Source organism: Micromonospora sp. NPDC050495 (genome assembly GCF_040655175.1).
Classification (GTDB): Bacteria; Actinomycetota; Actinomycetes; order Mycobacteriales; family Micromonosporaceae; genus Micromonospora.
In genome coordinates this window covers 109,154-124,505 of sequence record NZ_JBFAJK010000012.1, presented here as the reverse complement: position 1 = coordinate 124,505, position 15,352 = coordinate 109,154, and the positions used below count along the sequence as shown (strand labels likewise).

Below are 15,352 nucleotides of genomic sequence, written 5' to 3'. Positions count from 1 at the left end.
CAGGCCCGTCGCGGCGAAGCCCCGGGCTGGCACGGTGGCGTCGATCAGCCGGGGTCAGCCCAACAGGACAGCCCTTCAGGTTGCCCACGTCGTTGCTTCGGCCTCCTGGCGGCTCTGGAAACGGCCAAAGCAGCTCTGAGAAGGGAAATATCCGACGACCATGGGCGGGTGGAGCAGAGGTCGGAGCGGAGGCTGGAGAGCATCCTGCGAGGCGAGGAGGACTCGCGGCAGGCCAACTTCTTGGAGTTGTTCTTCGATCTCGTGCTGGTATTCGCCCTGATCGCGGTAACCCACCGGATCGTGGTGGACTTCTCCAGCCAGAGTGCGACGCTGCGCTGGCTGGCGCTGCTGCACGGGCTCGTGCTGGCTCTGCCGATGCTTTGGCTGTGGACGACCACCGCAGAGATCACCAGCCGGTTCGATCCCCGGCACCGCTCGATCCAGCTGATGATTCTGGTCAGCGCGTTCGGTCTGCACTACATGTCGACGGCAGTGCCGGACATGTTCGGCGGACGTGGCGCAGGCTTCGCGGTACCGTACGTGTTGTTGCAGGTCGGGCGGCCGTTGCTGCTCCTGTCGCCGTTGCAGGTGAATAAGGCGGTACGGCTGTCCTACGCCCGCAGGGCCGTGTGGTCCGCGTTCTCAGCCGTCTTCTGGATCGGCGGAGTCCTACTACGCGGGGAGTACCGGGTCGCCCTGTGGTCGGTCGCCATCGCTGTCGATCTGCTCGGGGCTCGACTGAGCTGGCGGGCGCCCGGCATGCGGGGGTCGGCCGGCCGCGCGTGGGCGGTGCCGAGCAGCAGCAACCTGCCCGACCGGTACCAGCAACTGTTGTTCCTCGCGGTCGGAGAGACAGTGCTGTCGGCGGGACTCGTCTACGCGGTGCGACCAGTCACCGCCGCCACGACGGCGGGCCTCGTGGTGGCGTTCCTGTCGACCGTGCTGCTGTGGCGCATCTACTTCTACCGCGCTGGGAAGGTTTTCGCCGATGCCATCTCGATGTCGGCGGACTCGGCGGCCGTCGTCCGAGTGGGCGGTACGGCTCACGTGCTCCTCGTGCTCGGCATCGTCGCCATGGCTGCCGGCTCCCAAATCGTGCAGAAATATCCCGGGGGGCACACGCAGGCACCCTGGCTCGCGGTGATCCTCGGCGGGCCGGCACTCTTCCTGATCGGCCGTCTCCGGCTGGAACAGGTCGTCTACAACCGGATCTCCTCAAGCCGCCTCGTCGGCATCATCGTCCTGCTCCTGCTCGCGCTTCCGCTGACCTTCAGCCCACCACTGGTCGCCGCCACCGCCGCCACCGCCGTACTGTTCGGGGTCGCCATCGCGGACGGCCGACACGCCGCTGGTCACCCCCTGGAGGCACCATCCCCGCCACCCGAATCCAGCTGACCACCCACCGACCTGCACGAGCTGAAGAACCACACCATCACCAGCTCCATCCCCGACGTCGGCAACGACGGCTCCGACCGCGCCGTCGACCACCGGATGAAGCTGTCCTACCTGCGCCGCCAGCGCGGCCAGCGGGCGGTGTGCGGGGCGACGGTCACCCCGACCGCCGACTAGTAGGTTGGGCGGGACCGGTGAAGGGGGTGGCGGTGACCAGTACGCCGGAGCGCGAGCGCCCCTCGCCGGAAGGTGCGGAGTCCCTGGCGGACCTGCTGGGGGGCCGGCGCGGCACGGTCGACGCGACCCTGCCCCCGGTGGCGTTCGCCGTCGGGTGGCTGGTCGCCGGGCTGTGGGGCGGGGTCGTCGCGGCGGTGCTGGCCGCGGCGGCGCTGGCCGGCTGGCGGTTGCGCCGCGGGGACCGGCCGCGGGCGGTGCTGATCGGTCTGCTCGCCGTCTGCGTGGCCGCGCTGGTCGCGCTGCGCACCGGCCGGGCTGCCGACTTCTTCCTGGTGCAACTGGTCTCCAACGCGGCCAGCGCGCTCGCCTGGGCGGTCAGCATCGTGGTGCGCTGGCCGCTGCTCGGCGTGGTGGTCGGCGCGGCGCTGGGACAGCGGGCCCGGTGGCGGCGCGACCCGGCGCTGCTGCGCGCGTACGCCCGGGGCAGTTGGGTGTGGGCGGGCACCTACCTGCTGCGGGTGGCGGTCTTCGTGCCGCTGTGGCTGGGTGGCCAGGTGCTCGCGCTGGTGGTCGCCCGGGTGGCGTTGACCTGGCCGCTGGTGGCCGCCGCGCTGGCGGTGAGCTGGGTGGTGATCCGCCGTTCGCTGCCGGCCGGCCACCCGGGGTTGCGGCACCCGGTGGCACCGTCCGCTGCGGACACTGGGCCGGAAAAGTAAAGAGAGGCCGCCACGGGGGGAGCGGCCTCTCCGATGACGTACGTTACTCCGTTCCCGGCCGCTGTGTGATCCCGTGCCGGCCGGAATTTCCCCACCTTTTTTCGCGGCAAGTTCGTCTACGGACGCGAGGGTGGGCCGGTCCGTCCGCTGCGTCATCCGGACGTACCGGCCCACCCGGCCTGACCGTGGGAATCAGGCCGTCGGCCGACCGGGCGCTCCGTTCCCCCTGTGCCCGGCCGGCCTCCGCCACGGGCGCAAGCCGCCCGCCCGTGGCGGAAGCGTCACCTCACCCGTTCGGGAAGTAGGTGCCGTAGTCGGCGTACGCCATCGCGACGTCCGCCTGGGCCCAGAACCGGTGGTAGTTGAAGACCGGCTCCGCGCCCCCGTTGAGGTACGCCTGCACCTTCGGCCAGTCCGGGTCGTTCTTGTAGAACGACCGGATGTCCAGGAAGCTCTTGCCCGGGGCGATGGCGTCGCCGTTCGGCATCTTCCCGGACCAGCCGGAGGGGATGTAGAGACCCTGGCCGTCGGTGGCGTTGTAGACGTCGTCGAAGCGGCGGTAGTCGCCACGCGACTCCGGCATCGAGACGCCCTTGGCGTCGGCGGCGGCGGAGAGTGCGTCCAGCAGACCCTTGGCGGTGGTCTTCGCCGCCGCGTTGCCGGACTTCGCGGCGTACGCGATGAGCGTCCGGGCGTAGGCGGCGGCCACGCCGACGTCCTGGCCCTTCACCGTCACCTCGACGTGCAGGTTGGTGTTCGCCTGCGGGTTGGCCGGGTCCCAGTTGTTGGGCTGGCCGGTCCACTTCATGTCCGACGGGATCGACCAGTTGGTGCCGGTGGTGGTGTTGGCGATGGCCCACGGCACCCACTTGTCCAGCAGCGCCTTGGCCTTGGCGTTGCCGGTCTCCAGGTACAGCTCGGCGATCCGCTGCATCGACCAGGCCTGCATGCCGAACCACTGGTTGGACGGCGGGTCGTTGTAGACCGGGTCGACGTCGTAGAACATGCCGTAGAAGGTGGCGGTGCCCGACGGCGGCTGGGCGTAGCTGCCGTCCCAGCTGTTGGTGGCGCCGCCGGCGATGCCGCCCTCGGCCGACTGGAGCCAGGTGTAGAACTCCAGCTGCCGGTCGAGGCTCTTCTGCCAGTCCGACGTGGCGGTCGGCGACTTCGGCTTGAGCTCGGCCACGTTGGTCAGCGCCCAGGCCGCGAACGGGTTCTGGTAGCCGAAGTGGCTGTGGCTGGAGCCGATCCGCCACGACCAGTTCTGCGAGGTGTCGTACGCGCCACCCCAGGCGTAGTACCAGGAGAGCAGGTAGTGCGCCGAGTCGCGACCGCTGCCGGCCGGGCAGGTGGACGCGCCCACGCAGTTGCCGATCTTCTTGAAGTACTTGTCGAACATCGCGTACCGCAGGTAGTCGCCCATCTTGGCGGCCTTGGCCACGGTGGCCGCGACGTCGGCCTGCTTGCCCTGCGCCTTGGCCCAGGTCAGCGCCCAGTACGCGGCCTGCACGGCGCGGGCGTCGGCGTCCGGGGCGTCGGTGTACTTCCACTGCTTGGCCGGGGCGCTGGACTCCTTGACGAACAGGTCGAGGTAGCCGTACTGGCCGCCGTGCTTGAACGTGTCGCAGGACGGCTGCGGCACGGTCTCCCACACCGACTCCTGGGTGCCCCGCTGGAAGGTGTTGATGTACGCCGGCCGGGTGGTGCCGTCGCCGCAGTGGCCGTAGCCGTAGGTGTTGTCCACGTCGAGCAGCCAGTGCATGCCGTAGATGTCACCGGTGCCGTAGGTGGACTGCAGCTCGGAGCGGAGCGGGTCCTGGCCGACCGACACGTTCGGCTCCAGGGCCGACGGGTACTGGCTGGGCAGGTTGTGCTCGGCCGCGTACTGCGGGGTGCCCGGGGCGCCGGCGGTGGGCTGGTCGGCGTGCGACGGGATGATGTACTTCTCCATCACCGTCCAGGCGTTGTTGAACGGGGCCCAGTTCTGGGTGACCCGGCCGTACTGCGCCTCCAACCAGATCCAGAAGCTGAACGCCTCCGAGGTGGTCTCGTGGCCGTAGTCGGGCGCCTCCACGATGAGCGTCTCGACCGAGTGGTACGGCACGCCCTCGGGGCTGAAGTAGCCCGAGTTCTTGATCTTGCCGTACTGGTCGAGGAACTTCTTGATGTAGGCGTTGTCCCCGCCCGGCACGTCGTTGTCGACCTCGGTGACGGTGACCGTGACCGGCGCGTAGCCGGTGGCCGAGGCGGTGAGCGTGGCGGTGCCGCCGACGGTGTCGGCGTCCTCCGCGGCGGCCACGGTGGCGCTGACCCCGCTGCTCCAGTTGCTCGACGTCAGGGTCAGCGTGCTCGGCGACACGGTGATGTCGCTGTCCCCGGCGACGGCGAGGGACACCGGGACGTTGCTGGTCGGCGCGGCGCTGAGGGTGAACTTCACCGACGAGGTGCCGCCCTCGCTGACGCTGACCGCCGACGGGCTGGCCACCAGCACCGGTCCGGAGGCCGGGTTGACGGTGAACGACTTCTCGGCGACCCCGATGCCGTTGGCGTTGTCGTACGCCTTGGCCTGCACGGTGTAGCTGCCGGCCGGCAGGTCCTCCAGCGTGTAGGCGTAGGGGGCGCTGGTGTCGGTGTTGACGAGCAGGCCGTTGCGGTAGAACTCGACCTTGCTGATGGTGCCGTCCGGGTCGCTGGCGGTGGCCGTCAGCGGCACGTCGGCGGGGGCCTCGAAGGGGCCGGCCGGCAGGCCGAGCGAGACCGTCGGCGGCTGGTTGGCCGAGGTGCCGTTGCAGGTCACCCCGTTGAGCGTGAACGAGGCCGGCTTCGGGTTGCTACCGGAGTAGGCGCCGTTGAAGCCGATGGTGGTGGAGGCGCCCGTGCCGAGGCTGCCGTTCCACGACTCGTTGGTGGCGGTCACCTCGCTGCCGGACTGGCTCCACTTCGCCGACCAGCCCTGGGTGACCCGCTGGCTGCTGTTCGGGAAGGCGAATTTGAGGGTCCAGGCGCTGACCGGGTCGCCCAGGTTCTTGATGGTCACGTTGGCGGTGAAGCCCGTGCCCCAGTCGTTCGTCGCGTAGGTCACGTCGCAGGCGGGTGCGGCCTGCGCGGCGCCGGCCGGCAGGGTCACCCCGCCGATGGCGAGGGTGAGGGCGGCGACCATCGCCGTTCGGCGACGTCTGGCCATGAGTCTCATGTGCGCGGTGTCTCCTCGGACCAGGCCGGGACCGGAGCCCCGGCGGAGCGCCTCCACGCGTCGACGGGCGTACGCGGGGGGACGGAGGCGCCCGGAAAGGTGGTCGACCCGGCCGTGCCGGGGATCGGGGCGCCGCACCGGTTGCACCGGGTGCCCTCGGCAGCCCTCGCTCGCGCGAGCTGGCTCCGCGTCGCGGTTGATTGGAGAGTGTGCCATGGAAGCGCTCCCACCACAACGGCCAGCGCAGACACCCAGGTCGATGTTTCGATCTCGTTTAGGGGCTTTCACAAAGCCGTGACGGGCGTTACAGTCGCAAGCATCGCCGATGGGAGCGCTTCCATCGACGGAGATGCAGGTACCAGATCGCCGGGGACACACGTGCCCGGCGCGCCAAGACCAAAGGGCTGACGGCGGGCCAGCCCGGACGCCGCCGTCAGCCATCGCCCACCGACATGGAGGGAGGTGGAACCAGAGCCACTCGCGTGGCCCGGCTCCCGCGCGACACGCACGAAGGACGCCAATTCCACCCGTGCGTGTGTGCATTACAGGTGGGGACGGGGGTTGCCCTCCCCCGTCCCCACACTAAACCCCCGTTGTCGACGGGAAAAGAGGCCGACGGGACAGGCGTGACGCGCCACCCGGCCGGCCTCCTTCGCTATCTGCCCCCACCTTCGCCGCTCGCCCGCCCCCGAGCGACAACCCGCCCACCCCATCCCCGGCCGCCCGACCGGCCGGGCCTCGCTGCTGCGCCGGCCCGCCCACGGGACGCGGCCGGCCACCCCTGGCCTATGCTGGGAGCGCTCCCGGCCCGTCGGACGGCCAGTTCATCGCGAGGAGAACTACATGTCGCTACTCACCCGACGGCGCCTGCTCCGCCGCGCCGCGCTCTCCGCGACCGCCGCCGGTGCCGCCCGCGCCGGGCTCACCGGCGCCGCCGCGGCCGGGATCGCCGCCACCGCCGCCACCGCCGGCTGCGATGACACCCCGGAGACCGGCACGGACAGCGCGGACGCCGGCCGGGGGGCCGTGCGCTTCCCGACCGGCTTCGGCTGGGGCGCGGCCACCTCCGCCTACCAGATCGAGGGCGCGGCCAAGGAGGACGGCCGGGGCGAATCGGTCTGGGACACCTTCAGCCACACCCCGGGCCGCACCCGCAACGGCGACACCGGCGACGTGGCCGCCGACCACTACCACCGGTACGCCGCCGACCTCGACCTCATGCGCGACCTGGGCCTGCGCAGCTACCGCTTCTCCATCTCCTGGCCGCGCATCCAGGCCGACGGCACCGGCAAGCCCAACCAGCGCGGCCTCGACTTCTACCGGCGCCTGGTGGACGGGCTGCACGAGCGGGGCATCGCGCCGATGGCCACCCTGTTCCACTGGGACCTGCCCCAGGCGTTGCAGGACGACGGCGGCTGGGAGAACCGGGACACCGCCGACCGGTTCGGCGACTACGCCGAGGCCGTGTTCCACGCCCTGGGCGACCGGGTGCCGGTGTGGCTGACCATCAACGAGCCGAAGACCGTGGTGCAGAACGGCTACATCTGGGGCCACCACGCGCCCGGCCGGCAGGACCCGGACGCGGCGTACCTGGTCGCCCACCACCTCCAACTCGCCCACGGTCTCGCCGTCCAGGCGCTGCGCGCCGGCGGGACGAAGGTACGCATCGGCCCGGCGTTGAACCTGCACCCCTGCTACCCGGCCGACGACACCGCCGAGGCGGCCGCCGCCACCCGGCTGTACGACGGCTACGAGAACCGCCTCTACCTCGACTCGATCCTCAAGGGCGCGTACCCGCAGGACGTGCTGGCCGACCTGGGCCCGGACAGCCGGATGGCCAAGGGCATCCGGGACGGCGACCTGAAGATCATTTCCAGCCCGGTCGACCTGCTCGCGGTGCAGTACTACACGCCCCTCTACGTGACCGCCCAGCGCGACACGGTGAGCAAGTGGCCGACCTCCGAGGCCGAATGGCAGCAGATCTACCCCGACGGGATGTACGACATCCTGACCCGGGTCACCCGCGACTACGGCCGGATCCCGATCACCATCACCGAGAACGGCCTGCCCTGCCCGGACACCCTGGCCGCCGACGGCACCGTGAACGACCAGGGGCGGATCGACTTCCTCCGCGACCACTTCGCCGCCGCCCACCGGGCGATCCGCGACGGCGTGCCGCTGGAGAGCTACCACGTCTGGTCGCTGCTGGACAACTTCGAGTGGGCCGAGGGCTACGAGCAGCGCTGGGGCCTGGTCTACGTCGACTACCCGAGCCAGCGGCGGGTGCTCAAGCGCAGCGCCCACTGGTACCGCGACGTGATCCGCAAGAACGGCCTGTAGGGCCGGGCCTCACCGGCGGGCGGCCCGGCCGGGGCGCTACCGCGCCGGCCGGGCGCGCCCCGCTCAGCGGGGCAGCGCCTGCTGGAGTTCCGCCCGCAGCGCCGGGGTGAGCATCTCACCGGCCTGCTTCGCCAGCCGGGCCATCTCGTAGCCGACCACGCCGATGTCGGCATCCGCGGCGGCCAGGGTGGCCAGGATCGACCCGTCCCGGATCTGCATGACCAGGAAGTAACCGCGGCCCATCTCGACCACCGTCTGCTTGACGACGTCCCCGTCGAACATCTGGGCCGCACCGGCGGTGATGCTCATCAGCCCCGAGGTCACCGCCGCGAGCTTGTCCGCGTGGTCGCGCGGCAGGTGCGCGGAGATCGCCACCAGCAGGCCGTCGGAGGAGACCACCACGGCGTGGGCCACCCCGGGGACCCGCTCGGCGAACGCGGTCACCAGCCAGCTCAGGTCACGTGCCTCCTGGCTCAACGTCGTCACTGTTGTCGTCCCCCTTCGTCGCGCGGCAGGTACATCACGGTGGTCTCCTCGGCCTCGGCCCGCCGAACCCCGCTGTAGTAGCGGGAGAGCATGCCGCCGACCGCGTCCGGGTCCGGGTCGTGGCGCGCCGCCGGCTGCTTCGCCGCCCCGCTCTCGGTGACCGCGGCGAGCTGGGCCATCGGCACCCGGACCGGCAGGCCCCGCTCGTTGGTCCCACCGGTGATGGGCGTCGCGGCCGGCTGCGGCGTCACACCGAGCACCGAGCTCGACGGTCCCTGGCGGGAGAACCAACCACCGCCGCGCGCCGCCCCGGCCACCGGGCTGAGCACGTCCTCGGCCCGTACCGGCATCGGGCGCGCCTGGCGGGGGACGGCCGGCGCCGCCCCGGCGGGCGCCCCCAGCGGCAGCGGGTGCGCCGGCCGCGCGCCGGTCGGGGGCCACGCCGGGCCGGCGGCCGGCAGCCCGGCCGGCGGGCGCGCGGGACTGCGACCGGCCGGCGGGCGCGCGGGACTGCGACCGGCCACCGGCAGCTCGGTGGTCGCGGCCCGCAACGGGCCGGCCGCGGACGCCGCGGCCACCTGGCTGGTCAGCATGCGCTGCGCGGCCGGCTGGTCCGAGCCGTCGAGCGGCGCCGGGGCCAGCAGCTCGGCGGGGATCCGGACCGCCGCCACCAGACCCTCCCCGCCGGAGCGCAGCCGCACCTCGAGGCGGTGCCGGGCGCCGAGGTGGCTGACCACGAACAGGCCCATCCGTTCGGAGGCGGCCACGTCCGCCGCCGGCGGCTCGGCCAGCACCGCGTTCGCCTCCGCCAGCGCCGACGGGCTCATCCCGAGCCCCTGGTCGGTGATCTCCACCAGCGCGCCCGCGCCCTCGGCGCGGGTGACCACCCGGACCATCGTGTCCGGGCGGGAGAAGGCGGTGGCGTTCTCCAGCAGCTCGGCGAAGAGGTGCACCAGGTCGCCGACGGCGTGCCCGCGCACGTGCAGGTCGGCCGGCGCCTCGTGGCGCACCCGCTGGTACTGCTCGATCTCGGCGCTCGCGGCGAGCAGCACCGCCCCCAGCCCGACCGGGCGGTTCCACCGGCGGCTGGACTCGCTGCCGGCGAGCACCAGCAGGCTCTCGTCGTTGCGCCGCATCCGGGCGGCCAGGTGGTCGAGCTTGAACAGGTTCTCCAGCTGCTCCGGGTCGCTCTCCTCGCGCTCCAGGTCGTCGAGGAGTTCGAGCTGCCGCTCCACCAGCACCTGGCTGCGCCGGGCCAGGTTGACGAACATGGCGTTGACGTTGCGCCGCATCATCGCCTGCTCCACCGCCACGTCGACGGCGCTGCGGTGCACCGCCACGAACGCCTCGGCCAGCTCGCCCAGCTCGTCGCGGGAGGTGACCACCGCCGGCGCCACCTCGATCGCGCCCACCGGGCGGTCCACCACCCGCAGCCGGTGCAGGGTGTGCGGCAGCTCGACCTGCGCGATGCGCAGCGCCTGGCTGCGCAGCAGCCGCATCGAGCGGGCGATGGAGCGGCCCACCAGCAGGGAGATCAGCACGGCGACCAGCAGCACCGCCACGATGCCGCCCACCACCAGCAGGGTGTCGCGCAGCTGGCCGGCGCTGGCGTCGTCGGCCTGGCGGACCGCGTCGCCGAGGACCTCCCCCTCGAGCTGGCGCAGCAGCTCCTGGCGCTGCTCGCTGGCCGCCCACCACTGCGGCGCGGGCAGCACCGCCGGCGCGGCGGTGCCGGTGGGCAGGCTCTTCTCCTCCAGCTTGGTGGCCGCCACGAACGCCGGATCCACCGACGTCTGGTCGTAGCGGCGGACCTGCTCGGTGGTGGCCGCGACCCGGAACGCGCCCAGCGCGGTGAGCTGCTGGGCGCGCAGGTCGCTCAGGGTCACCTGGTCGTCGGCCTCGTACCGGCCGCCGCGGGCGGCCGCGTAGAGCTCGGCCCGGATCCGGGAGGAGAGCTCCTTGACCCGGGAGAGCTGCACGTAGCGCAGCACCGCGTCGGTGAGCGCCCGCTGGTCGTCGCCGGGCGACGGCTCGGCCAGCAGGTTCAGCAGCGCGGACACCGCCCGGTGGTAGTTGCTGAGGATGGTGTCGCTGCTGAGCACGGCCGGCGGGATCGCCGCCCGGATGTAGACGACCTGGTCGTACGCCTCCAACACCTCCGAGTACGCGACCCGCCAGGAGGCGCTGGCCCCGGCGAGCGGCTCGGCGGCCTCGCGCAGCTCGGACATCGCCTGGTCGGACGCCGCCTGCAACGGCTTCAGCGTGGCGACCGCCGCGAACCGCTCGCCGGCGGCGATCGCGTCGCGCAGCGCCGCCAGCTCGCCGGCGGCCCGGTCCCGCTCCTGCTGGAGCCGGTCCACCGCGGTGGTGATCTGCCGGCCGATGCCGACCTGCTGGGCGAACGTGCTCAGCGCCGTGGTCCGCCCGACCAGCGCGCTGGTCTGCACGCCGGCCAGCACCAGGAAGGCGACGGACGGGATGACCAGCACGGTGGCGAGCTTGGTGCCCATCCGCCAGTCCCGCAACCGGAAGACGGATCGCCGGGTCGCCGCCGGCCGGTCCTCGGCCGGACTCCGGCGCGACGCGGCCGGACCACGAGCCGGCTCGGCGCCTCCCCCCACACCTGCCTCCTCGGTCCCCACGACTCCCACGCGACGGGGAGCGGGCTCCATCCAACCAGGCCACCGGACGGTGTCAACGGCTGCCCGACCGCCGCGACCAGGAAAGTCAGCCCGGCCGGGCCCCGCCTACGGTGTTCGGTGGATCGGGCTCGTCCGTCCGGCCGATCCCGTCGATGCCCGCCGCGGTGGCGATGCGGCCCGTGGCCACCAGCGCCGCGCCGATCGCACCGACCTCCGGGTTGCGCTGGTAGCACACGCTGCGCGGGGCCAGCGCCTGGACGAACGCGGCGCGCCACCAGGCGGAGCCGGCCATGGCGCCGCCACCCAGCACCACCTCGGTCGGGCCCGCGACGCCCGTCTCCAGCACGGCCAGGTCGTCGGCGATGATCCCGCACAGCCCGGTCATCATCCCGGCGAGGATGTCCACGGCGGTGCTGCCGAAGGTGAGCCCGGCCAGCTTCCCCGAGCCGGCGGGCGCGACGCCGGGCGGCCGGTCGCCGCCGAACCGCGGATTGACCCGGACGTGCGGGCGCCGGGCCGCCCCGGCCAGCGCCACCTCCAGCTCGGCGCCCTCGGGCAGCTGCAGCTCCCGCCGCGCCCAGGCGTACAGGTTGCCCCCGCTGGAGTACGCCGCCCCGGTCACCACGTACTCGTCGTCGACCCGGTAGCGCCACAGCTCGGCGGCGAGCGGCGGCAGCTCGGCCCCGGCCGGTACCGCCTGGAGCAGACGTACCGCGGCGGAGGTGCCCACCGTGACCGCCGCCCGGGACGGGTCGACGCAGCCGGAGCCGACGTTGGAGGCGGCCCCGTCGCCGACCGGGGCGGACCAGTTGGCCTGGGCCAGCGCCGGCCAGCGGCGGGCATGCTCGCGGCGGAGCCGGCCGTGCCAGCCCTGCGGCGCCACCGCCGGCAGCTCCGCCGGGCGTACGCCGGCCAGCTCGGTCGCCTCGTCGTCCCAGACGAGCTGGCGCAGGTCCAGCAGCCCGGTGCCGGAGGCCATCGACATGGACATCGGCGCCTCGTCGAGCAGCGCGCCGAGGATGTACTCGACCAGCCCCACGAACCGGTCCACCCGGGATCCGCACTGCTGTCGCAGCCAGGGCAGCCGGACCGTCCAGTAGCAGCGGTGCCACCAGGTGCCGGTGCGCTGGTGGAACGCCTCGGCATCGGCCGGCCCGGGCCCGCTGGCCGGCGTGGGGCGGGTGTCCAACCAGGTCAGCACCGGGCCGAGCGGGGCGCCGTCGACGCCCAGCGGCAGCACCGAGTGCCACTGCGCGGAGAGCGCGACCAGCCCGACGTCGTGCAGGTGCCCGCCGGCGGCCAACTCGTCCAGGCACTCGAAGAGGCTGGCCAGGTAGCCGGGCCCGTCCAGGGTGCCGGTGCCGTCCTCGCCGGTGCTCAGGTGCACCTTGCGGCGGGCGAGCGCGCCGGGACGCGGGGCGCAGCCCGCGTCGAGCACGAGTCCCCGTACCGATGAGGTGCCCAGATCCACCGCGAGAATGTCCATCGACGGTCAACCTACCCGCCGGGACGGGCGGCGAAGCCAAGATCCGCGCGCCCCGGACGCGTCGAACGGGTTCCCCGGCACGGTCGGCTCGCGTACAGTGATCGTCATGCCCGCGCACCTGTCCTGCTGGTGGCCCGCCGACCCGGCGGCCCACCCCCGCGCGTAGCTTCCCCACGCGGCCGCCCGACGAGGCGGCCGCCGGTCCATCCCGGTGCACCGGGTCGCCCCCACCGGCGGCCTCCGGCCCACCGAGGAGACCCGATGACCCGCCCGCACGACCCGCTCGCCGCCGTCGCCGCCGGCCGCGACCCCGGCCCGTTCGCCCTCGTCCGCCGCGAAGGCGCGGATCACGTCGACCTGTTCACCGGCCCGGTACGCACCGCCGACCAGCTCGCCGAGTTGCCCCTGCCCGAGGGCGGACCGGGGCCGCGCACGCTGGCCCTGGTCCCGTTCCGGCAGGTCGCCGAGCGCGGTTTCGCCTGCGTCGACGACGGCACGCCGATGGAGTACCTGACGGTCACCCAGCACCGGCGGATCCCGCTCGGCGAAGTGGTGGCTGCGCTGCCGGACCTGCCGGTGGTGACCCGCGACGCCGCGTTCGACATCTCCGACGCCGAGTACGCCGAGGTCGTCGGCCGGGTGCTGGCCGAGGAGATCGGCGGGGGCGCGGGCGCCAACTTCGTCATCCACCGCACGCTGCGGGCCACCGTGGTCGGCGAGCCGCTGGTGGCGGCCCTGGCCGCGCTGCGCCGGCTGCTGCTCGGCGAGCGCGGGGCGTACTGGACCTTCGTGGTGCACACGGGCACCCGGACGCTGGTCGGGGCGAGCCCGGAACGGCACGTCAGCGTGGACGACGGCCTGGTGATGATGAACCCGATCAGCGGCACCTTCCGGCACACCGGCGCGGAAGCGGACCGGGCGGCCCTGCTCGACTTCCTCCACGACGACAAGGAGGTCGAGGAGCTGTACATGGTGCTCGACGAGGAGCTGAAGATGATGGCGACGGTCGCCGAGCACGGCGGCCAGGTGGTCGGGCCGTACCTGAAGGAGATGGCCCACCTGGCGCACACCGAGTACCTGCTCGCCGGCCGCGGCTCCCGCGACGTGCGGGAGGTGCTGCGGGAAACCATGTTCGCCCCGACCGTGACCGGCAGCCCGATGGAGAACGCCTGCCGGGTGATCGCCCGGCACGAGCGGACCGGCCGCCGCTACTACGCCGGGGTGCTCGCCCTGCTCGGCCGGGACGCCGAGGGCCGGCAGACCCTGGACGCGCCGATCCTGATCCGCACCGCCGAGCTCTCCCCCGGCGGTGAGCTGCGGGTACCGGTCGGGGCCACCCTGGTCCGGCACTCCACCGCCGCCGGCGAGGTGGCCGAGACGCACGCGAAGGCGGCGGGCGTGCTGGCCGCGTTCGGGCTCGGCCCGCAGGTCCCGGCGGGCGACCGGGGCACCGACCCGGCCGCGCCGCGCCGGGCGCCGGCCCCGCCGCTGACCGAGGACCCGCAGGTACGCGCCGCGCTGGCCGCCCGCAACGCGCCGCTGGCCCGGTTCTGGCTGGACCAGCGCACCCCGGGCGCGACCGCGCTGCCGGGGTTGGCCGGCCGGCGGGCGCTGATCGTGGACGGCGAGGACACCTTCACCGGGATGCTCGCCCACCAGCTCGGCGCGCTCGGGCTGGCCGTGAGCCGCCGCGACTGGCACCGTCCCGGCCCGGTCGACGGGTACGACCTCGTGGTGGTCGGCCCCGGCCCGGGTGACCCGAACGACCTGGCCGACCCGAAGATGGCGACGCTGCGCCGGCTGCTGGCCGACTTACTGGCGGCGGCCCGACCGACCCTCGCGGTCTGCCTGGGCCACCAGCTGCTCGCCGGCCTGCTCGGCTTGCCGCTGGACCGCCGGGACGCGCCCTACCAGGGGTTGCAGCGGGAGGTGACGCTCTTCGGCACGCCCCGCCGGGTCGGCTTCTACTCCAGCTTCACGGCCCGCGCCGGGGTGGACCGGCTGGCCGGCCCGTACGGGCCGGTGGAGCTGTCCCGCGACCCGGTGGACGGGTCGGTGCACGCGCTGCGCGGGTCCGGTTTCGCGGGCGTGCAGTTCCACCCGGAGTCGGTGCTCAGCCGGGACGGGATGGCGGTGCTGGCGGAGCTGCTCGGCCATCTTCTCGCCCGACCGGCGCTCACCGGGCATGGATCGGACGATCGCGGGTAGGGCATGCGGTGACCGGTGGTTCGGGCGGGTTCGAGAGCCCTCGCCCGGCCACCGGTCGCCCGTCACGCTCAGCCGGCCAGGCCCCGCTTCAGCGCGGCGCCCATCTGCACCGCCCGCTTGGCCGTGAGCGCGGTGGCGCCGAGGGCCAGGTGGTCCGGGGCGATCTCCCCGTTGTTGCTGGTGTGCGAGGCGCCGTACGGGTTGCCGGCGACGAACTGGCTGGGGTCGGTGTAGCCGGGGGTCACCACGATGCCGCCCCAGTGGTAGAAGATCGTGAACAGCGAGAGCAGGGTGGCTTCCTGGCCGCCGTGTGAGGTCGCCGTCGAGGTGAAGCCGCTGTAGACCTTGTTGGCCAGCGCGCCCTGGGCCCAGAGCGGGCCGGTGGTGTCGATGAACTGCTTGAGCTGCGCCGCGACCATCCCGTAACGGGTGGGCGATCCCATGATCACCACGTCGGCCCAGGACAGGTCGTCCGGCTGGGCCTCCATCACGTCCTGCGTCTCCAGGCGGTGCGCCTGCCATCCCGAGTTGGAGCGGATCGCCTCGTCGGGCGCCAGCTCGCGGACCTTGCGCAGGCGCACCTCGGCCCCGGCCTCACCGGCGGCCTCGACCGCCGCCTGCGCCATCTGATACGTGATTCCGGTCGCGCTGTAGTAGATCACCGCGGCCTTGACCTGGCCATCCATCAGACGTGTCCTCCTCGGTGTCGGTC

At 73.2% G+C, this 15,352-nt stretch carries 9 protein-coding genes; 4 read left to right on the top strand and 5 right to left on the bottom strand.

Going from position 1 to position 15,352, the window contains the following annotated elements:
- The first annotated feature begins 168 nt into the window (after nucleotides 1-168).
- Complete coding sequence (locus tag AB0I11_RS15190; protein ID WP_357319502.1) at nucleotides 169-1,395, top strand: low temperature requirement protein A; 1,227 nt, start codon at nucleotides 169-171, stop codon at nucleotides 1,393-1,395.
- A 206-nt stretch (nucleotides 1,396-1,601) separates the two neighbouring features.
- The gene (locus tag AB0I11_RS15185; RefSeq protein WP_357319499.1) at nucleotides 1,602-2,285 is read left to right on the top strand and encodes a DUF3159 domain-containing protein; all 684 of its coding nucleotides are present in this window, start codon (nucleotides 1,602-1,604) and stop codon (nucleotides 2,283-2,285) included.
- Between the two features lie 286 nt (nucleotides 2,286-2,571).
- On the opposite strand, the gene AB0I11_RS15180 is transcribed toward AB0I11_RS15185, so the two are convergent.
- Nucleotides 2,572-5,469 carry a glycoside hydrolase family 48 protein gene (locus AB0I11_RS15180; protein WP_357319618.1) on the bottom strand — a complete coding sequence of 966 codons (2,898 nt, stop codon included), beginning with the start codon at nucleotides 5,467-5,469 and terminating at the stop codon, nucleotides 2,572-2,574.
- An 852-nt stretch (nucleotides 5,470-6,321) separates the two neighbouring features.
- Here AB0I11_RS15180 and AB0I11_RS15175 point away from each other — a divergent pair.
- Nucleotides 6,322-7,818, top strand: a complete 1,497-nt coding sequence (locus AB0I11_RS15175; RefSeq protein ID WP_357319496.1) for a GH1 family beta-glucosidase — start codon at nucleotides 6,322-6,324, stop codon at nucleotides 7,816-7,818.
- Between the two features lie 63 nt (nucleotides 7,819-7,881).
- Here the strand turns inward: AB0I11_RS15175 and AB0I11_RS15170 are convergent, their stop codons facing one another.
- From AB0I11_RS15170 to AB0I11_RS15160, 3 genes are all read right to left on the bottom strand, one after another.
- Nucleotides 7,882-8,295, bottom strand: coding sequence for a roadblock/LC7 domain-containing protein (locus tag AB0I11_RS15170; protein ID WP_349881147.1), 414 nt, complete (start codon nucleotides 8,293-8,295; stop codon nucleotides 7,882-7,884).
- Nucleotides 8,296-8,300: 5 nt separating this feature from the next.
- The gene (locus AB0I11_RS15165; protein WP_357319494.1) at nucleotides 8,301-10,814 is read right to left on the bottom strand and encodes a nitrate- and nitrite sensing domain-containing protein; all 2,514 of its coding nucleotides are present in this window, start codon (nucleotides 10,812-10,814) and stop codon (nucleotides 8,301-8,303) included.
- Nucleotides 10,815-11,031: 217 nt separating this feature from the next.
- Nucleotides 11,032-12,432, bottom strand: coding sequence for an FGGY family carbohydrate kinase (locus tag AB0I11_RS15160; protein ID WP_357319491.1), 1,401 nt, complete (start codon nucleotides 12,430-12,432; stop codon nucleotides 11,032-11,034).
- Nucleotides 12,433-12,693: 261 nt separating this feature from the next.
- On the opposite strand from AB0I11_RS15160, the gene AB0I11_RS15155 reads away from it, so the two are divergent.
- On the top strand, nucleotides 12,694-14,640 hold the full coding sequence (locus AB0I11_RS15155) for a chorismate-binding protein (protein ID WP_357319488.1): 1,947 nt from the start codon (nucleotides 12,694-12,696) through the stop codon (nucleotides 14,638-14,640).
- Between the two features lie 68 nt (nucleotides 14,641-14,708).
- On the opposite strand, the gene wrbA is transcribed toward AB0I11_RS15155, so the two are convergent.
- The gene (wrbA, locus tag AB0I11_RS15150; RefSeq protein ID WP_357319485.1) at nucleotides 14,709-15,326 is read right to left on the bottom strand and encodes an NAD(P)H:quinone oxidoreductase; all 618 of its coding nucleotides are present in this window, start codon (nucleotides 15,324-15,326) and stop codon (nucleotides 14,709-14,711) included.
- Nucleotides 15,327-15,352: the final 26 nt, after the last annotated feature.

Coding starts and splice junctions, on each gene's coding strand:
- AB0I11_RS15180 (WP_357319618.1), bottom strand. CDS start 5,469: ATGGCCAGACGTCGCCGAACGGCGATGGTCGCCGCCCTCACCCTCGCC.
- AB0I11_RS15175 (WP_357319496.1), top strand. CDS start 6,322: ATGTCGCTACTCACCCGACGGCGCCTGCTCCGCCGCGCCGCGCTCTCC.
- AB0I11_RS15165 (WP_357319494.1), bottom strand. CDS start 10,814: ATGGGCACCAAGCTCGCCACCGTGCTGGTCATCCCGTCCGTCGCCTTC.
- AB0I11_RS15160 (WP_357319491.1), bottom strand. CDS start 12,432: ATGGACATTCTCGCGGTGGATCTGGGCACCTCATCGGTACGGGGACTC.
- AB0I11_RS15155 (WP_357319488.1), top strand. CDS start 12,694: ATGACCCGCCCGCACGACCCGCTCGCCGCCGTCGCCGCCGGCCGCGAC.
- wrbA (WP_357319485.1), bottom strand. CDS start 15,326: ATGGATGGCCAGGTCAAGGCCGCGGTGATCTACTACAGCGCGACCGGA.